The sequence below is a fragment of the Nocardia sp. NPDC003183 genome (assembly GCF_053590715.1).
Genome location: NZ_JBSFTG010000022.1, coordinates 63,297 through 81,054 on the forward strand (window position 1 = coordinate 63,297; position 17,758 = coordinate 81,054).

Genomic DNA, 17,758 nt, shown 5'->3' on the forward strand with positions numbered 1-17,758 from the left:
TTTACCAGCATCGGTGAGACAGCGCCCGAGGGGACTCTCGGGCGAGAAGTGCGTCTCCCCAGAAAGGATTCGAGCCAGATGACGGTACTCGACTCGATTCTCGACGGGGTCCGAGCGGACGTTGCCGCTCGCGAAGCCCTCCTCGATTTTCAAGCGATCAAAGCTGCTGCCGCCGCGGTCAAGGGACCGCTGGACGCACACGCCGCGCTGCACGAGGACGGAATCGGCGTCATCGCGGAAGTGAAGCGAGCCAGCCCCTCCAAGGGCGCGCTCGCCGACATTCCCGATCCCGCCGTGCTGGCCAAGGCCTACGAAGACGGGGGCGCGCGCATCATCAGCGTGCTCACCGAGGGCCGCCGCTTCGGTGGATCGCTCGACGATCTCGACGCCGTGCGCGCCGCCGTGAACATCCCGGTGCTGCGCAAGGACTTCGTCGTCGGCCCGTACCAGATCCACGAGGCCCGTGCCCACGGCGCCGATGTGATCCTGCTGATCGTGGCCGCGCTCGAACAGGACGTGCTCGCCTCGCTGATCGACCGCACCGAATCCCTCGGCATGACCGCCCTGGTGGAGGTGCACACCGAGGAAGAGGCCGATCGCGCCCTCGAAGCCGGTGCGACGGTGATCGGCATCAACGCGCGCAACCTCAAGACCCTCGAGGTCGACCGCGATGTGTTCGCGCGGATCGCGCCCGGCCTGCCCTCGGAGGTCATCCGGGTGGCCGAGTCCGGTATCCGCGGCACCGCCGACCTGCTGGCCTACGCCGGTGCGGGCGCCGATGCCGTGCTCGTCGGCGAAGGCCTGGTGACCAGCGGTAACCCGCGTTCGGCCGTGTCCGAACTGGTGACCGCCGGCACGCACCCGTCCTGCCCGAAGCCGGCCCGACGGAGCATCCGGTGACGGTGCTTCCCCCGGCGAGCGCCGGTGTCGCCCAGCACTCCGAGTACGAACCCGACGCGGGCGGCCACTTCGGCGTATACGGCGGACGGCACGTCCCCGAGGCGCTGATGGCCGTGATCGAAGAGGTCACCGCCGAGTACGACAAGATCCGCACCGATCGCGGCTTCCTCGACGAGCTCGACCGGCTGCAGCGCGACTACACCGGCCGTCCGTCGCCGGTGTTCGAATGCACCCGGTTGGCCGCGCACGCGGGTGGCGCGCGGATCTTCCTCAAGCGTGAGGACCTCAACCACACCGGCTCGCACAAGATCAACAATGTGCTCGGTCAGGCGTTGCTCGCCAAGCGGATGGGCAAGACGCGCGTCATCGCCGAGACCGGAGCGGGCCAGCACGGCGTCGCGACGGCCACCGCGTGCGCGCTGCTCGGCCTCGACTGCGTGGTCTACATGGGTGCGGTCGACACCGCCCGCCAGGCGCTCAACGTGGCCCGCATGCGGCTGCTCGGCGCCGAGGTGATCCCGGTGACCTCGGGTTCGCAGACGCTCAAGGACGCGATCAACGAGGCGTTGCGCGACTGGGTGACCCACGCCGACGACACGTTCTACTGCTTCGGCACCGCCGCCGGTCCGCACCCGTTCCCGCTGCTGGTCCGTGATTTCCAGCGCGTGATCGGCTTGGAGGCGCGCGAGCAGATCCAGCTTCCGGCGCAAGCGGGCAGGCTGCCCGACGCCGTCGTGGCCTGCGTGGGCGGCGGTTCCAACGCCATCGGCATCTTCCACGCCTTCATCCCCGATGTGGGCGTGCGCCTCGTCGGTTTCGAGGCGGCCGGTGACGGCGTCGAAACCGGGCGCCACGCCGCCACCTTCACCGGTGGCACGCCCGGTGCGTTCCAGGGCGCCTACTCGTACCTGTTGCAGGACGAAGACGGCCAGACCATCGAATCGCATTCGATCTCGGCCGGACTCGACTACCCGGGCGTGGGCCCCGAGCACGCCCACCTCAAGGACATCGGCCGCGCCGAATACCGGCCGATCACCGACACCGAGGCGATGGACGCGCTGCTGCTGCTCTCGCGCACCGAGGGCATCATCCCGGCGATCGAGTCCGCGCACGCGGTGGCGGGCGCGCTGAAGCTGGGCGTGGAGCTCGGCGAGGGCGCGGTCATCCTGGTCAACCTGTCCGGTCGTGGTGACAAGGACATGGACACGGCGGGGCGCTGGTTCGGTCTGTTCGACGACGATGCCGAGGAGCACCAACAGTGAGTCAGCAGTCGCGTCTTGCGAACACCTTCGCCGCGGCCCGCAGCGAGGGCCGGGCCGCCCTGATCGGCTATCTGCCCGCCGGTTATCCCGATCTCGCCGGCTCCATCGCCGCGTGCCGTGCGCTCGTCGAATCCGGCTGTGACATCGTCGAAGTCGGCGTCGCCTACTCCGATCCCGTGATGGACGGCCCGGTCATCCAGGCCGCCGCCGAGCAGGCGCTGCGCAGCGGGGTGCGGGTGCGCGATGTGTTCTCCGTCGTCGAGGCGATCGCCGATGCCGGTGGTCAGGCCGTGGTGATGAGCTACTGGAACCCGGTGCTCAAATACGGCGTCGACACCTTCGCCCGCGATCTCGCCGCGGCCGGTGGCGCAGGCATCATCACGCCGAATCTGATCCCCGACGAGGCCGACGACTGGTTCGTCGCCTCGGCCACGCACAATCTGGATCGCATCTTCCTGGTCGCGCCGTCGTCGACCGAGGAGCGTCTGGTCAAGACCCTCGAGGCCTCCCGCGGCTTCATCTACGCGGCCTCGACCATGGGTGTGACCGGTGCCCGTGACGCGGTCTCCTCGGCCGCGCCCGCGCTGTGCTCGCGCATCCGCGCGCACTCCGACATCCCGATCGGCGTCGGCCTCGGCGTGCGCTCGGGGGCGCAGGCCGCCGAGATCGCCGCGTACGCCGACGGCGTGATCGTCGGCTCGGCGCTGGTCTCGGCCGTGCCGGAGGGTCTCGACGCGGTGCGCGCACTGACGGCCGAACTGGCCGAGGGCGTGCGTTCGGCGACCGTTCGCTCCTAGCAGTTCGTACGATGGGCCCGGTCGCTGATCCGCGGCCGGGCCCATCGCTCGTCACCGGCCCGTCGTCCACCGTCCGGGTCGCGGCAACACGCCCGTAGGGCTCTCCACTAACGTGGGCCGGGTGAACTCAGTCCTGGCCTATATTCCGAGTCCGCCCCAGGGGGTCTGGCAACTCGGACCCTTCCCGCTGCGGGCATACGCACTGTTCATCATTCTCGGCATCGTCGTCGCCATCTGGTGGGGTGAACGCCGGTGGCGCGAGCGCGGTGGTCAGCCGGGCGCCGTGCTCGATGTCGCGATGTTCGCGGTGCCGTTCGGCCTGGTCGGCGGCCGGATCTATCACGTGGCCACCGACTGGCAGAAGTACTTCGGCGAGGGCAAGCATCCCGTCGAGGCGCTCTACATCTGGCAGGGTGGCCTCGGCATCTGGGGCGCGGTGTTCTTCGGCGCCATCGGTGCCTGGATCGGCTGCCGGATGTACAAGATCCCGCTGCCCGCGCTCGGCGACGCCGTCGCGCCCGCTGTGCTGCTCGCCCAGGCCATCGGCCGGCTCGGCAACTACTTCAACCAGGAGCTGTACGGGCGCGCCACAGAGCTCCCGTGGGGCCTGGAGATCTATGAACGGTTCGACCCGGAGACCGGCGCGCGGGACATGATGAACGGGGTGTCGACCGGGCGGGTGCTCGAAGTCGTGCAGCCGACGTTCCTGTACGAGCTCGTCTGGAACGTGCTGGTCGTCATCGGTCTGGTGCTGCTCGACAAGCGCTACAAGATCGGCCACGGACGACTGTTCGCGCTCTATGTCGCGGGCTACAGCTTCGGCCGGTTCTTCGTCGAGCTGCTGCGCAGCGACGAGGCCACCCATATCCTCGGCATCAGGATCAACTCGTTCACCTCCGCACTCGTCTTCCTCGGCGCCATGGCCTACTTCGCCTTGGCGACCAAGGGCCGCGAAACCCCGGCCCAGTTGCAGCCCGACGGCGAGCCGCGCCCCTGGCCGTGGCAGTTCTCCGCGCTGCGCGCCGCCGGTGCGGCCGACAACGCGGCGGCGGCGACGGACTCCGAGACCGCGGCCGTCGACGTCACGAAGAAGGCGGATTCCGCTGAGGTGGACAAGGATTCGGCAGAAGCGGATGTCGTGTCCGAATCTGTCGGCGCCGCCGACGCGAAGGATGTCACCGACGCGAAGAAATCCTGATCCACGACAGTTTTCGTGGAATCGGCGGGCGTCCGGCAACATTGCGGACGCCCGCCGCGATATTCCACGGTATGGCGAGGGCAGCTCGGGGAAGCACCCGACAAGACAACGGTGGGCAGGACCGGCAACAATGACCCGTGATCGTCGCGGGCGCACCGCCGTTCGGCCGATCGCCACTGGCCGGGGGCCACGACGGGTACCCGCACGAATGATGGAGGACATGAGTGACCGACCCCTACAACCCCAATCCACAGTACGGCCCTGACCTGAGCAAGCAGCCCGACTCGGGTTCGCAGCCGCAGTACGGCCAGCCTGCCTACGGTCAGCCCTCTGATCCGTATGCCCAGCAGCCGCAGCAGCCCGGCTACGGTCAGCCGCAGTACGGTGCGCCGCAGCCGCAGTACGGTCAGCCTGCCGACCCGTACGCTCAGCAGCCGCAGCCGGGGTACGGCGCAGCGCCGTACGGGGCCATGCCGCAGGGCTACAACCCGAACGACCCGGAAGCCCCCTACGGCCGGGACATGTACGGCGTGCCGTTCTCGGACAAGCAGAAGCTGATGGCCGGTCTGCTGCAGATCTTCCTCGGCAGCTTCGGCGTCGGTCGCTTCTACCTCGGTTACACCGGTCTCGGCATCGCCCAGATCGCGGTGACCTGGCTGACCTGTGGTCTCGGCGCCATCTGGCCGCTGATCGACGGCATCATGATGCTCACCGGCAAGGTGCCCGACGCGCAGGGTCGCCCGCTGCGCGACTGATTCCTGCCCGCACGGGGATGAACGGGTGTTCTGCTACGGCGGGGCACCCGTTTCGTGTTTCCCCGCCGGTATTCCGATCACGGTGAGCGATACTCTGTGTCGGTCTGTGGCGGCGCCGTAGCGTCGCTTGGCCTGCGCGTGCCCCCTACGCGCAGCGGAGAAAGGGATGTCCGTGCGCAAATTCATTGCCGCCGCCGTACTCGCTGTGGTCGCCGCGACGGGCCTGTCGGCCTGCTCGTCCGCGTCCGACCCGAACGTGCTGAAGATCGGTACCGAGGGCACCTACGCGCCGTTCAGCTACCAGGAGGGCGGCACGCTCACCGGCTACGACGTCGAGGTCGCGCGCGCGGTCGGCGAGAAGCTCGGCAAGCAGGTGGAATTCGTGCAGACTCCCTGGGACTCGATCTTCGCCGGCCTCGAGTCCAAGCGCTTCGATCTGGTCGCCAACCAGGTCACCGTGAACCCCGAGCGCACGGCCAAGTACGCGCTGTCGCAGCCGTACACGACCTCCGAGGGCGTGATCGTCACCAAGTCCGACAACACCTCCATCACGTCGCTGGCGAGTCTGGCGGGCAAGACCACCGCGCAGTCGGCCACCAGCAACTGGAGCAAGGTCGCGTCGGGCGCGGGTGCGAAAGTCGAAGCGGTGGAAGGATTCGTGCAGGCGGTGCAGCTGCTGAAGGCCGGTCGGGTCGACGCCACCGTCAACGACACCCTCGCGGTCGGTGAGTACACCAAGAAGACCGGTGATACCGGCATCAAGATCGCCGCGCAGACCGGCGAGACCAGCAAGCAGGCCTTCGCCGCCCGCAAGGACGACACCGCGCTCATCGCCGACGTCGACAAGGCGCTGGAGCAGTTGCGCGCCGACGGCACCCTGGCTCGTCTGTCGGAGAAGTACTTCGGCACCGACGTCAGCAAATAGCGGATGGATCCGGCTACCTGGGAGCTGATCCGGCACAACCTGGTACCGATGCTGAAGGCCGCGGTGACGGTGACGTTGCCGCTCACGGCCGTCAGCTTCGTCATCGGCCTGGCCATCGCGGTCGGTGTCGCGCTGGCGAGGATGTCGACGCGGCGGGTGCTCTCGGTGCCCGCCCGCTTCTACATCTCGATCATTCGCGGCACCCCGCTGCTGGTCCAGCTGTTCATCGTGTTCTACGCGCTGCCGCAATTCGGGATCGTCATCGATCCGTTCCCGGCGGCGGTGATCGCGTTCAGCCTCAACGTCGGCGGGTACGCCGCGGAGGTGGTGCGCTCGTCGATCATGAGCGTGGCACACGGGCAGTGGGAGGCGGCGGAATCGCTGGGCATGACCTATGTCCAGACGCTCTGGTACGTCGTGTTCCCGCAGGCCGCGCGGATCGCGGTGCCCCCGCTGTCGAACACGCTGATCTCCCTGGTCAAGGACACCTCCCTGGCCTCGACCATCCTGGTCACCGAATTGCTGCGCACCGCCCAGCTGGCCGCCGCGCCCACCTTCGACTTCTTCGCCCTCTACGGCGTCGCGGCGCTCTACTACTGGGTGATCTGCCTGATCCTCGGCTTCGGCCAGAGTCGTTTGGAAACAAGACTTTCCAGACACGTCGCCGTTCGGTGACCATTGATTTCGTGAACACATGGGTAACTCATCGGGAACGCTCGGCCCCTGTTCCCGCCGAAACCGCCGGTCCGGTCGCCAGGTGACCACGACCCTCCGACCGGCCAAATTCACGGAGAGGCGGATGAGCATTAGGCTGGGGGCCGTGATGCGACGGACGAAGATTGTGTGCACCCTGGGCCCGGCCACTGCTACCCAGGATCGTATTCGTGAGCTCGTCGAAAGCGGCATGGACGTGGCCCGGCTGAACTTCAGCCACGGCGACCACGCCGACCATGCCGACAACTACAAGATGGTCCGCGCGGCCTCGGACGAGACCGGTCGCGCGGTCGGCATCCTCGCCGACCTCCAGGGCCCCAAGATTCGCCTCGGCCGGTTCGCCGACGGCAAGACCGTGTGGGCCAACGGCGAGCAGGTGCGGATCACCGTCGACGAGGTCGACGGCACCCACGACCGCGTCTCGACCACCTACAAGGAGCTCGCGCAGGACGCCAAGGCCGGTGACCGGCTGCTGGTCGACGACGGCAAGGTCGGCCTCACGGTGGAATCGGTCGAGGGCAACGACGTCGTCTGCCGGGTCACCGAGGGCGGCCCGGTGAGCAACAACAAGGGCCTGTCGCTGCCCGGCATGAACGTGTCGGTGCCCGCCCTGTCCGAGAAGGACGTCGCCGACCTCGAATTCGCCCTGGAGCTGGGCGTCGACTTCATCGCGCTGTCGTTCGTGCGGTCGCCGTCCGACATCGAACTCGTGCACGACATCATGGACCGCGTCGGCCGCCGGGTGCCGGTGATCGCCAAGCTGGAGAAGCCCGAGGCGATCGACAACCTCGAGGCGATCGTGCTGGCCTTCGACGCGGTGATGGTCGCCCGTGGCGACCTCGGCGTCGAGCTGCCCCTGGAACAGGTGCCGTTGGTGCAGAAGCGCGCGATCCAGATGGCGCGGGAGAACGCCAAGCCGGTCATCGTCGCCACCCAGATGCTCGAATCGATGATCGAGAACTCCCGGCCCACCCGCGCGGAAGCCTCCGACGTCGCCAACGCGGTGCTCGACGGCGCCGACGCGGTGATGCTGTCGGGGGAGACCTCGGTCGGGGCGTGGCCGATCGACGCGGTGCGTACCATGGCCCGCATCGTGACCGCGGTCGAGTCCGAGACGTCGCGGGTGCCACCCCTGACCCACGTGCCGCGCACCAAGCGCGGCGTGATCTCCTACGCCGCCCGTGACATCGGCGAGCGGCTCAACGCCAAGGCGCTCGTGGCGTTCACCCAGTCCGGTGACACCGTGCGTCGGCTGGCCCGCCTGCACACCCCGCTGCCGCTGCTGGCGTTCACCCCGATGCCGGAGGTCCGCAGCCAGCTCACGCTGACCTGGGGCACCGAAACGTTCATCGTGCCCATGGTGGACACCACCGACGCGATGATCCACCAGGTGGATCAGGCGCTATTGTCGCTGGAGCGTTATCGCAAGGGTGACCTGGTGGTCATCGTTGCCGGTTCCCCTCCGGGTACCGTCGGTTCCACCAACCTGATCCACGTGCACCGCATCGGCGAAGAGGACCACTAGTAGTGAGCATTTCGATCGGCATCGAGACCACACAGGGCGAGCCGACACCCGATCTGCGGGTGTTGCTCGACCTGCTCGACCTCGAGTCGATCGGCGAGGACACCTTCTTGGGCAACCACCCCGAGAAGGTGTGGAGCCGCACCTTCGGCGGGCAGCTGGTGTCGCAGGCGATCATCGCCGCCGGACGCACGGCGGGGGATCGGCCGCTGCACGCGATCAACGCGCATTTCGTGCGCGGCGGCGATGTGAAGAAGCCGATCGAATACCACGTGCAGCGCCACCGCGACGGCCGCGCGCTCGCCAACCGGACGGTGACCGCCAGCCAGGACGGCCAGGAGCTGTTCGTCATGCTGGCCGCGTTCCAGGACTGGGGCAAGGGCCTGGAGCACGCGCACGAGGGCCCGGATGTGCCGGATCCCGAAACCCTGCCCCGGGTGGAGGAGAGCTTCGTCGGCTTCGAGGACAAGCTGGAGATGTTCATCAAGGCGCCGCATCCGATCGACATGCGCTACACCAACGATCCGTCGTGGATCCTCAAGGGCACCGGCGAGAAGCTCAATCACAACCGGGTCTGGATGCGCACCGACGGCGCGTTGCCGGACGATCAACTGCTGCACGTGGCCGCGCTGGGCTACTCCTCCGACACCACCGTGCTCGATTCGATCATCACCACGCACGGTTTGTCGTGGGGGCTGGACCGGATTCTCGCGGCGACGGTGAACCACTCGATGTGGTTCCATCGCCCGTTCCGGTTCGACGACTGGGTGCTCTACGCCACGGAGTCGCCGGTCGCGGCCGGTTCGCGTGGTTTGGCGACGGGCCGGTTCTATTCGCGCACAGGCGAGTTGATCGCCACGACCGTGCAGGAAGGCGTCATCCGGCACTTCCCGGCCCGCTGAGCGCCGTGGTGTGGCCCCGCTGAGGTCATCCGGTCGGAGAGCTCAACGCAGTTCGTGGTCGAGCTCGGGTGCGACCACGTCGGTGCGCTGATGGGCGCGCAAGGTGAAGGGCACACCGTGCGCGTGATGCGGTGGGGCCGCTCCGTACACGGCCAGCGCCAGCCCACGCTCGAGGTCGGCGATGTCGGCGTCGGTGAGATCGGCCGGATCGCCGACCAGGCTCAGCGCGATCTCGTAGGTGCTCTCCGTGCTCGGCTCGAGGCCGGGATAGCTACCGCGCCACTGTGATTCGAGTTCGTGATGCACCGGGTCGCTCGCGTCGACGGGCATGGTGAACCGCCATGCGTAGACGTCACGCTCGTGCACGTGGTCGTCGAGAACCGTCCGGACACTGGCGACGATGCGGTCGAGGATCTCCGGCGTCACATACACATGGAGCGAAACATCCGAAATGCGTTTCGGCAAGTCTGTAGTCCCGTCGTGTGTCGAACCTGCAAGGGGTAACCACCCACGTCCGCGCCGAAGTCTAATCCCTGCGCGCCGTGGCGAACAGCCCTAGCTCAGCGTCTGCGTTGCGCGGCGAGAAAGGCCGACAGTGGGGCGCCGGGTCCACTGGGAGCTATCACCAGGCCGGGCCGATCGGTGTCGCCGGCGCGTTTCGTCTGCTCGTGGGGGGCGAGCGCGCCCAGCACGGGAAACAGCAATTCGGCGATTCGATCGCCGACCTCGAGGAACGCCGCGGGCGAGAGGCCGATCGGGTCGGCGATGTTCTCGCGGCCCACATAGGCCAGGTTGTTGCGCGCGTGGTGCAGTGCGGCAATGGATTTCGCACCGGTGACCTTGGCGATGCGATGGGCCTCGGCGAGGGTGAAGGTGCGCGGGGCGGTGCCGAAGGCCAGCTCGCCGACCTGGTCGCGTAAGGAATCGGTCATCGTCAGCACCAGATCGGCGCGATCGACCATCTCGGGCTTGAGCTTTCGGGCCTTGAAGCCGGCGGTGTCCCCGCCGAGGCCCTGGATGGTCTCGGCGGCCATCGGATCGGGCGGAAAGCCGACCAGGGCCCTGGTGCCCGCGCTCTCCGCGGTGAGGCCGGGTAGAGCGTGCTCCGTCGCGAACGCCCGGGTGAGCCGTTCGGCGATCACCGACCGGCAGACATTGGAGTTGCAGACGAAGAGCACGTGCATACCGACACCGTAATCGGGTCGATTGTCACGGAGTAGGCCGGAATTGTAACCATCACAAGCGCGGTACTACTTATTCACCTTTCGGTTGAACGCCGTACATCATTCACGATGCGCAAATCTGTTGTGTGTGACCGTGATACCCGCGAGATAGGGGGAAGAAACCTCGCGGTGATATGTGTCGGTTGTCACTCTTTTCGGTCATAATAATTCGATTCGGAAATGACCGGCGGCACGGCCGGTGGAGTGCCGTGCACGCGGCCCCTGGTGGAGAACATCGGCCCGCGCGCGGGGACGACCGGCGCGAACGCCGCCAGCCCCGTCGAGGTCGACATGTCGTCGTAGACCGCGTCGATGCCGCCACGGCAGAAGTAGGCCTCGTGCCAGAAGCCGGTGCCGCCGGAATCGCGCAGGAATTCGCCCCACCACTGCCGGTGCGGTTCCGATCGCGTCCAGCGCTCGAGCGAATCCAGATCGCGCCAGTACTGCCGGGCGCCCCAATGCGGTGGAAACATCGACCACACGATGTCCTCGTGCAGCAGCAAACCGTCGGGCCGGTCGGCATGTGAGCGATACAACTTCGGGCCGACGCCGAGCAGCCGCAGCATCCCGCGCGGGGTGCGGACACGCATGCCGAGCAGGATCATCACCAGGTCGGGGTAGGCATTCAGGTCGACCGTAGTTCTGTGCACGCGCATGATCGCAGCCCCTTCCAAGGTGCTCTTTCGAGGTACTACGGGGCAGGTGGACGTCCGGTTCGACCGGCGGTTCGCTTCCCGGCGCGCCGAGACGCTATAGTGACCGCGGTGCGCCGGGTTGGCGGAACTGGCAGACGCGACGGTCTCAAAAACCGTTGTCCGGAAGGACGTGTGGGTTCGAGTCCCACACTCGGCACCACGGCGGAAGCGCGGCGTACGTAGCCGCGCTCCGCGGGGGAGTATCCGGCGCAGGGTGTGCGCGATCTCATCGCAGGCGCATTCTCTGCGCGGAAGCAAAAGGTACTCTTTACATCGCCAGTCGTGGTGTGATCGACAGGCATCGGAATCCAGAGGGGTCGAACCTATGAGCACGAATGCAGCCGGCGCCACGCGTGAGGCCGCGGCCAAGCGGGTCGTCGTCGCCGAGGATGAGGCCTTGATCCGGATGGATCTCGTCGAGATGCTCAAGGAAGAGGGCTACGACGTCGTCGGCGAAGCGGGCGACGGACAGCAGGCTGTGGAGCTCGCCGAGGAACTGCGCCCCGATCTGGTCATCATGGACGTGAAGATGCCGCGCCGTGACGGTATCGACGCGGCCGCCGAGATCGCGTCGAAACGTGTTGCGCCCGTGGTGATCCTGACCGCGTTCAGTCAGCGCGATCTGGTGGAGCGGGCGCGGGACGCGGGTGCGATGGCCTATCTCGTGAAGCCGTTCACCAAATCCGACCTGGTCCCCGCGATCGAACTGGCGGCCAGTCGTTTTCACGAAATCACGGCGCTGGAAACCGAAGTCGCGAATCTCTCGGACCGTTTGGAGACGCGCAAACTGGTCGAGCGGGCCAAGGGTGTGCTCATGCAGACCCAGGGGCTCTCGGAGCCGCAGGCGTTCAAATGGATTCAGCGCACGGCGATGGATCGCCGCACGACGATGAAGGCGGTCGCCGAAGTCGTGCTGGAGAACCTCACCCCGCAGTGACGCGGTTCGGCTCTTACCGCCGCGTGGGCCGAAAGCAGAAAATGTTTACGTAAGCGAAACAATAATGTGAACTATTGCTGGACAACCGACCTCCGACATGATGCGAATGTGATGCGGATCTAACAAAGCGGCGATATGTTCTCTGCGGGCTGAACGTGGTCGGCCCCCTCGGTGAACCCGGGGAGCACAGGACATAGAGGTGAGACGTGCTCAGTTCGACATGGCGCAGTCGGTCGACGCGGGGAGTTCTGGTAATCGGAGCTGCCGCGTCGTTGGTGTTGTCCGGATGCAGTGACAAGTCGTCGGATGGCGGCGGTGGCGGCAACACCGATCTCTCCATCCAGTCGGTTGTTCAGCTCGATACCCAGGGTAAGGCCGTCGCGACGACCGACGCCGGTGCGGCCGCGGACCCCGCAGGCGACGGCAAGGCCAAGTGCGCGCCCCTGACCCTCGGCATGGCGGGCCCGCTGACCGGCGGCAATGCCGCCCTCGGCATCAACATCATCATGGGCGTGAAGCTGGCGCTCGACCAGCACAACAAGGCCAATCCGGACTGTCAGGTCTCGGTGAAGCAGTTCGACACCGAGGGCAAGCCGCAGATCGCCAGCCAGGTGGTTCCGACGATCGTCGCCGATCCGAACATCGTGGCCCTGGTCGGCCCGACCTTCTCGGGTGAGACCAAGGCGACCGGCCAGATCCTCAGCGAGGCGGGCATGCCCACGCTGACGGCGTCGGCCACCAACCCCACGCTCACCCAGAACGGCTGGAAGACCTTCTTCCGCGGCCTCGGCAACGACGACTCGCAGGGTCCGGCCGTGGCCAACTACCTGACCGGTGAGAAGGGCTTCAAGAAGATCTGCGTCGTGCAGGACAACACCGATTACGGTGCCGGCCTGGCGAAGGCCTTCATCACCGCCGCGGGTCCCGCGGCCGACGCCTCCTGCGCCACGAGCGTCAAGGAAGGTGACAAGGACTTCTCGGCAGCGGTCTCGAAGCTGTCCGCGGCCAAGCCCGACGCCATCTTCTACGCCGGTTACTACGCCGAGGCGGCACCGTTCGTGCAGCAGCTGCGTTCCGGTGGCGTGACCGCGGCCTTCGTTTCCGCCGACGGCACCAACGATCCCGAGTTCGTCCGGCAGGCCGGTTCCTCGTCCAAGGACGCGCTGCTGTCGTGCCCGTGCAGCCCCGCGCCGGAGAAGTTCTCCGCCGATTACAAGGCGCTCAACGGCCAGGCGCCCGGCGTCTACTCCGTCGAGGGCTATGACCTGACCACGATCCTGCTCAAGGGAATCGATGCCGGCAAGGTCACCCGCGCCGAGCTGGTCGACTACGTCCGTAACTACAACGGCACCGGCGTCGCCCGCCAGTACAAGTGGGGCGAGACCGGCGAGCTGGCCAACATCCAGATCTGGATGTACCAGGTCAAGTAGTTCAGATGATGTGTGCAGCGGTGCGCGTGGCAGTGATGCCACGCGCACCGCTCGCCTGACGCGAGAGTAACCATGACATCAGCGGCTTCGCTCGGTGTGACCCTGTTGGCCGAAGGGTCCATCGATTTCAACGTCTCCGGGGTGATCGACCAGTTCTGGCGATTGACCGTGGACGGCCTCACCTATGGCTCGATCTACGCCCTGGTCGCTGTCGGCTACACGCTGGTCTACGGCGTGCTCCGACTGATCAACTTCGCCCACTCCGAGATCTTCATGCTCGGCATGTTCGGCACCTACGTGGGACTGGAACTGCTCGGCTTCGCGCCCAGCGGCAACGTGTATTCCCAGGGTGTCCTGCTGACAGTGCTGTACCTGGGCTTGGCGATGCTGTTCGGCATGCTCGTCTCGGGCATCGCGGCGGTGGGGCTCGAACGAGTCGCCTACCGGCCGCTGCGCAGGCGCGGCGCGAAACCGCTGGCGTTCCTGATCACCGCGATCGGTATGTCGTTCGTGATCCAGGAATTCGTGCACTACATCCTGCCCAAGATCAAGCCGGGGCTCGGCGGCTCCAACGCCCAGACCGGTATCCGGCTCGTGGAGCCGAAGGTGCAGTTCAGCTTCCTCGGCGCGCAGGTCACCAATGTGGCGCTGGTGATCATCGCCGCGGCCGTCGTGCTCGCGATCACCACCGAAATCGTCATCAACAGAACCAAATTCGGCCGCGCCATCCGCGCGGTCGCCCAGGACCCCGACACCGCCACCCTGATGGGTGTCTCGCGTGAGCGGGTCATCGTGCTGACGTTCCTCATCGGCGGTCTGCTGGCAGGCGCGGCCGCGATGTTGTACACGCTCTACATCCCCACCGGCATCATCTTCTCCGGCGGTTTCATCCTCGGTATCAAGGCGTTCAGCGCCGCGGTGCTCGGTGGCATCGGCAACCTGCGCGGCGCGCTGCTCGGCGGGTTGATCCTCGGCATCGCCGAGCAGTACGGGCAGATCCTGTTCGGCACCGAATGGCGTGACGTGGTCGCGTTCGTGCTGCTGGTGACCGTGCTGATGTTCCGGCCGACCGGCATCCTCGGCGAGAGCCTGGGGAGGGCACGCGCATGACAGACCTGACGAAAACCCCGAAAGCGCCTGTCGCACAGCAGGATCGACGCGGCATCGGCGATGCGATCCGGGTCTGGTGGGACGGGCTCTCGCGTCCGGCCCAGTGGGCCGTTGGCGTGCCGATCATCGCCTTGCTGGCGCTGATGCCGCTGTTCCCGCCCCCGCTGCTCGACACTCCGGGCGTGAGCTTCGGCGGTGTGATGGCGCAGTTCGCCATGTACGCGCTGATCGCCATCGGCCTGAACGTGGTGGTCGGCCAGGCCGGTCTGCTCGACCTGGGTTATGTCGGCTTCTATGCCGTCGGCGCCTACACGGTCGGCCTGCTGACCAGTCCGAACAGTCCGTGGAACCAAACCGACGGCGGCTGGCTGCAACCCGGCTGGGCGTGGGTGGCCTGCCTGCCGATCGCGATCGCGCTGACCGCGCTCGCGGGCCTGATCCTCGGCGCGCCGACCCTGCGGCTGCGCGGTGACTACCTCGCGATCGTGACGCTGGGCTTCGGTGAGATCGTCCGGCTGATGGCCGACAACCTGGGCGATCTGACCAACGGCAGCCTCGGGCTGTCCAAGATCGCTTACCCCACGGTCGGCGAATCCGAGGCGCACCCCGGTGGTTTCTTCTCCCCGGGCAACCTCGGCGACACCAGCAGCTGGAATCCCTTCCAGCGGGCCAGCAACGGCACCTGGTGGTTCTGGCTCGGCATGGCCTTCGTGATCGTGGTGCTGCTGATCATCGGCAACCTCGAGCGCAGCCGGGTCGGGCGTTCCTGGGTCGCCATCCGCGAAGACGAGGACGCCGCCGAGATCATGGGTGTGCCGACCTTCAAGTTCAAGCTGTGGGCGTTCGTGATCGGCGCCTCGGTCGGCGGTCTGTCCGGCGCGATGTACGCCGGTCAGGTCACCTACGTCAACCCCAAACAGTTCGACATCATCTTGTCGATGTTGTTCCTGTGCGCGGTGGTGCTGGGTGGTTCGGGCAACAAGCTCGGCGTGATCGTCGGCGCGTTCCTCATCGCCTACCTGCCGATGCGGTTGCAGTCGGTGCAGCTGGTGTCCAGCGAGTCGACCGGTTACCTGCTGCTCGGCCTCGATGTCGCGCTGCTGATCGGGCTGTGGTTGCTGTGGCGGTGGAAGAAGGACGCGCTGGCCGCGTGGGTCCGGCGGACGGTGATCGGCGTGGCGATCGTCGCGGTGATCCTCGGCCTGCTGCTGTTCGGCAGTGTGTTGCTGTTCCGTCCGGGCGGCGCCCAGAACCTCGGTGACCTGAAGTACCTCTACTTCGGCATCGCGCTCGTGGTGATGATGATTCTGCGGCCACAGGGTCTGTTCCCGGTGCGGCAGAAACTGCTCGCCTACGGCAGACAGGTGTACCAGGCGGTCGTGCGCAAGCCGGCGGCCGAATCGATCGGAGCAGGGCGATGACGGGGCCGGGCGCGGGAGACGCGCTGTACGACAACGAAGACATGAAGGCCGGCTACCAGCCGCCGCCCGAGGTCGAGCCGACCGGCGAGGTCGACGTCACCGCGGTGCTGCCCGAGCTCGCCGATGCCGAGACCGTCGCCGAGGTGGTCGCGCCGCATCGCGAGATCGAGACCGCGGTGGGCGAGCCCCTGCTGCGTACCGACGGTCTGACCGTCAAATTCGGCGGTCTGACCGCGTTGGACGGGGTCAGTTTCGAGATCCGCCGCGGCGAGATCCTCGGCCTGATCGGCCCCAACGGCGCGGGCAAGACCACCTGCTTCAACGCCATCACCGGCGTCTACAAGCCCGCGTCGGGCAGCGTGCACTTCGACGGTCGGCCGCTGGCCAAGACCAAGCGCAACGAGATCACCCGGATGGGTATCGCGCGCACATTCCAGAACGTGCGGCTGTTCGGCGAGATGACGGCGCTGGAGAACGTGGTCGTCGGCACCGACGCGCGCCACACCACCTCGGTGCCCGGCGCGGTGTTCCGCACGCCGAAGTTCCGGCGCGAGGAGCGTGATGCCATCGAACGCGGCATGGCGCTGCTCGAGTTCGTCGGCATCGCGCCACGCGCGGTGGAGAAGGCCCGCAACCTGTCCTACGGCGATCAGCGCAGGCTAGAGATCGCGCGGGCGCTGGCCACCGAGCCCAAGCTGCTGTGTCTCGACGAGCCGGCTGCCGGTTTCAATCCCAGCGAGAAGTCGGCGCTGATGGACCTGATCCGCAAGATCCGCGACGACGGCTACACCGTGCTGCTCATCGAGCACGACATGCGCCTGGTGATGGGCGTGACCGACCGGATCGTGGTCCTGGAGTTCGGGCGCAAGATCGCCGACGGCCTGCCCACCCAGGTGCGTGAGGACCCGGCGGTGATCGCGGCCTACCTCGGCGTGCCCGACGCGGACACGATCGAGGAAGTGCGCGAGGGATCGGTCGCCGCCGCGGAGGAGGGGGCGACGCCGGTGGCGGACGCCGTGGTGGTGCGCTCGCGGGACGAGCCGGAGGCCGTGGTCGAGACCGAGGCGCCGCTGCTCGAGGTCCAGGACATGGTCGTGAACTACGGCCGGATCCAAGCGCTGCACGGTATTTCGCTGTCGGTCGCCCAGGGTGAACTGGTGACTCTGCTCGGCGCCAACGGCGCGGGCAAGACCACCACCATGCGGGCGATGTCGGGCCTGCTGCCGCTCACCTCGGGCCGAATCCTGTTCCAGGGCAAAGACATCACCACCATGAAAGCGCACGATCGGGTGGTCGAGGGTCTCATCCAGGCGCCGGAGGGCCGCGGTGTCTTCCCGGGCATGACGGTCGCGGAGAACCTCGACATGGGTTGCTACGGCAGGCCTTTCGAGAAGAAGACCGAGTATCAACAGACTCTGGACTGGGTCTTCGAACTGTTCCCCCGCCTGGCCGAACGTCGCAAGCAGGTCGGCGGCACGATGTCGGGCGGCGAACAGCAGATGCTCGCGATCGGCCGCGCCCTCATGGCCCGGCCGAAGCTGCTGCTGCTCGACGAACCCTCGATGGGTCTGGCTCCCATGGTGATCCAGCAGATCTTCCGGATCATCAGCGAGATCAACCGCCAGGGCACCACGGTGCTGCTCGTGGAACAGAACGCCCAACAGGCCCTGACCCGCAGTGATCGCGCCTACATCCTGGAAACCGGCGAGGTCACCAAGTCCGGTCCGGGTGCGGGATTGCTCACCGACCCTGCGGTCATGTCGGCCTACCTGGGCGTCGACTAATTGCCGGCGGCGCGGGGACTCTCGACGATGCGGCGGGGAGTCGCGGGTGCGAGGGTTACCTGCGTTCGGTTGTCCCAGGTGGTTCGACGCTGTGTTTGTTGGAGCGCTGGCGCGCTCGAGTCGCGGCCCTGAGGGGCCGCCGGTTAGCCACCGGGGCTTGCTCCTTCGTCGCCTACGCCCCGG

The 17,758-nt window shown here is 67.1% G+C and carries 17 protein-coding genes, 1 tRNA gene and 1 pseudogene; 16 read left to right on the top strand and 3 right to left on the bottom strand.

The features are described 5' to 3' along the window. The first annotated feature begins 78 nt into the window (after positions 1–78). The 9 genes from trpC (at position 79) to ACWDXS_RS33740 (ending at position 8,975) form a co-directional block, all read left to right on the top strand. Positions 79–900, top strand: a complete 822-nt coding sequence (gene trpC, locus ACWDXS_RS33700) for an indole-3-glycerol phosphate synthase TrpC (protein WP_056824640.1) — start codon at positions 79–81, stop codon at positions 898–900. Further along, positions 897–2,162 carry a tryptophan synthase subunit beta gene (gene trpB, locus ACWDXS_RS33705; protein WP_449972091.1) on the top strand — a complete coding sequence of 422 codons (1,266 nt, stop codon included), beginning with the start codon at positions 897–899 and terminating at the stop codon, positions 2,160–2,162. The genes trpC and trpB overlap by 4 nt, the downstream gene beginning before the upstream one ends. After that, the gene (gene trpA, locus ACWDXS_RS33710; RefSeq protein ID WP_378637179.1) at positions 2,159–2,959 is read left to right on the top strand and encodes a tryptophan synthase subunit alpha; all 801 of its coding nucleotides are present in this window, start codon (positions 2,159–2,161) and stop codon (positions 2,957–2,959) included. Before trpB ends, trpA begins: the two co-directional genes overlap by 4 nt. Positions 2,960–3,080: 121 nt before the next feature. After that, the gene (lgt, locus tag ACWDXS_RS33715; protein ID WP_449972094.1) at positions 3,081–4,157 is read left to right on the top strand and encodes a prolipoprotein diacylglyceryl transferase; all 1,077 of its coding nucleotides are present in this window, start codon (positions 3,081–3,083) and stop codon (positions 4,155–4,157) included. Positions 4,158–4,381: 224 nt separating this feature from the next. Continuing rightward, positions 4,382–4,912, top strand: coding sequence for a TM2 domain-containing protein (locus ACWDXS_RS33720; RefSeq protein ID WP_378995669.1), 531 nt, complete (start codon positions 4,382–4,384; stop codon positions 4,910–4,912). A 166-nt stretch (positions 4,913–5,078) separates the two neighbouring features. Beyond that, positions 5,079–5,837: an amino acid ABC transporter substrate-binding protein gene (locus tag ACWDXS_RS33725; RefSeq protein ID WP_449972098.1), complete on the top strand. Its 759-nt coding sequence runs from the start codon at positions 5,079–5,081 to the stop codon at positions 5,835–5,837. Positions 5,838–5,840: 3 nt separating this feature from the next. After that, complete coding sequence (locus ACWDXS_RS33730) at positions 5,841–6,512, top strand: amino acid ABC transporter permease (protein ID WP_378995666.1); 672 nt, start codon at positions 5,841–5,843, stop codon at positions 6,510–6,512. Positions 6,513–6,657: 145 nt separating this feature from the next. Beyond that, positions 6,658–8,076, top strand: coding sequence for a pyruvate kinase (pyk, locus tag ACWDXS_RS33735; protein ID WP_378995802.1), 1,419 nt, complete (start codon positions 6,658–6,660; stop codon positions 8,074–8,076). A 2-nt stretch (positions 8,077–8,078) separates the two neighbouring features. Then, entirely contained in the window at positions 8,079–8,975 is an 897-nt protein-coding gene (locus tag ACWDXS_RS33740) for an acyl-CoA thioesterase (RefSeq protein WP_378995663.1), read from the top strand. A 42-nt stretch (positions 8,976–9,017) separates the two neighbouring features. Here the strand turns inward: ACWDXS_RS33740 and ACWDXS_RS33745 are convergent, their stop codons facing one another. From ACWDXS_RS33745 to ACWDXS_RS33755, 3 genes are all read right to left on the bottom strand, one after another. After that, on the bottom strand, positions 9,018–9,401 hold the full coding sequence (locus ACWDXS_RS33745; protein ID WP_449972102.1) for a hypothetical protein: 384 nt from the start codon (positions 9,399–9,401) through the stop codon (positions 9,018–9,020). Between the two features lie 134 nt (positions 9,402–9,535). Next, a complete protein-coding gene (locus ACWDXS_RS33750; protein ID WP_378995659.1) occupies positions 9,536–10,159 on the bottom strand; it encodes an arsenate reductase/protein-tyrosine-phosphatase family protein in 624 nt (207 codons plus the stop codon). A gap of 185 nt (positions 10,160–10,344) precedes the next feature. Beyond that, entirely contained in the window at positions 10,345–10,854 is a 510-nt protein-coding gene (locus tag ACWDXS_RS33755) for a monooxygenase family protein (protein WP_449972106.1), read from the bottom strand. Positions 10,855–10,966: 112 nt separating this feature from the next. On the opposite strand from ACWDXS_RS33755, the gene ACWDXS_RS33760 reads away from it, so the two are divergent. The 7 genes and pseudogenes from ACWDXS_RS33760 to ACWDXS_RS33790 all read left to right on the top strand — a co-directional run bounded on the left by ACWDXS_RS33760 (position 10,967) and on the right by ACWDXS_RS33790 (position 17,575). Beyond that, positions 10,967–11,053: transfer RNA gene (locus ACWDXS_RS33760), tRNA-Leu, on the top strand. Between the two features lie 165 nt (positions 11,054–11,218). After that, on the top strand, positions 11,219–11,830 hold the full coding sequence (locus ACWDXS_RS33765; protein WP_056824610.1) for an ANTAR domain-containing response regulator: 612 nt from the start codon (positions 11,219–11,221) through the stop codon (positions 11,828–11,830). Between the two features lie 272 nt (positions 11,831–12,102). Next, the gene (locus tag ACWDXS_RS33770) at positions 12,103–13,260 is read left to right on the top strand and encodes a branched-chain amino acid ABC transporter substrate-binding protein (RefSeq protein WP_378995653.1); all 1,158 of its coding nucleotides are present in this window, start codon (positions 12,103–12,105) and stop codon (positions 13,258–13,260) included. Positions 13,261–13,332: 72 nt separating this feature from the next. Then, entirely contained in the window at positions 13,333–14,370 is a 1,038-nt protein-coding gene (locus ACWDXS_RS33775; RefSeq protein ID WP_378995651.1) for a branched-chain amino acid ABC transporter permease, read from the top strand. After that, positions 14,367–15,791: a branched-chain amino acid ABC transporter permease gene (locus ACWDXS_RS33780; RefSeq protein WP_378995649.1), complete on the top strand. Its 1,425-nt coding sequence runs from the start codon at positions 14,367–14,369 to the stop codon at positions 15,789–15,791. Before ACWDXS_RS33775 ends, ACWDXS_RS33780 begins: the two co-directional genes overlap by 4 nt. A 41-nt stretch (positions 15,792–15,832) precedes the next feature. Beyond that, a pseudogene (locus ACWDXS_RS33785) lies at positions 15,833–16,738 on the top strand (ABC transporter ATP-binding protein); the annotation flags it as partial. 141 nt (positions 16,739–16,879) lie between these two features. After that, entirely contained in the window at positions 16,880–17,575 is a 696-nt protein-coding gene (locus tag ACWDXS_RS33790) for an ABC transporter ATP-binding protein (protein WP_378995800.1), read from the top strand. The last annotated feature ends 183 nt before the right edge of the window (positions 17,576–17,758 follow it).

Bases quoted from the DNA above. Each gene is read 5' to 3' on its own strand.
- trpC (WP_056824640.1), top strand. From the start codon at position 79: ATGACGGTACTCGACTCGATTCTCGACGGGGTCCGAGCGGACGTTGCC.
- ACWDXS_RS33790 (WP_378995800.1), top strand. From the start codon at position 16,880: ATGGTCGTGAACTACGGCCGGATCCAAGCGCTGCACGGTATTTCGCTG.
- ACWDXS_RS33750 (WP_378995659.1), bottom strand. From the start codon at position 10,159: ATGCACGTGCTCTTCGTCTGCAACTCCAATGTCTGCCGGTCGGTGATC.
- ACWDXS_RS33765 (WP_056824610.1), top strand. From the start codon at position 11,219: ATGAGCACGAATGCAGCCGGCGCCACGCGTGAGGCCGCGGCCAAGCGG.
- ACWDXS_RS33730 (WP_378995666.1), top strand. From the start codon at position 5,841: ATGGATCCGGCTACCTGGGAGCTGATCCGGCACAACCTGGTACCGATG.
- ACWDXS_RS33725 (WP_449972098.1), top strand. From the start codon at position 5,079: ATGTCCGTGCGCAAATTCATTGCCGCCGCCGTACTCGCTGTGGTCGCC.
- ACWDXS_RS33755 (WP_449972106.1), bottom strand. From the start codon at position 10,854: ATGCGCGTGCACAGAACTACGGTCGACCTGAATGCCTACCCCGACCTG.
- ACWDXS_RS33775 (WP_378995651.1), top strand. From the start codon at position 13,333: ATGACATCAGCGGCTTCGCTCGGTGTGACCCTGTTGGCCGAAGGGTCC.
- ACWDXS_RS33780 (WP_378995649.1), top strand. From the start codon at position 14,367: ATGACAGACCTGACGAAAACCCCGAAAGCGCCTGTCGCACAGCAGGAT.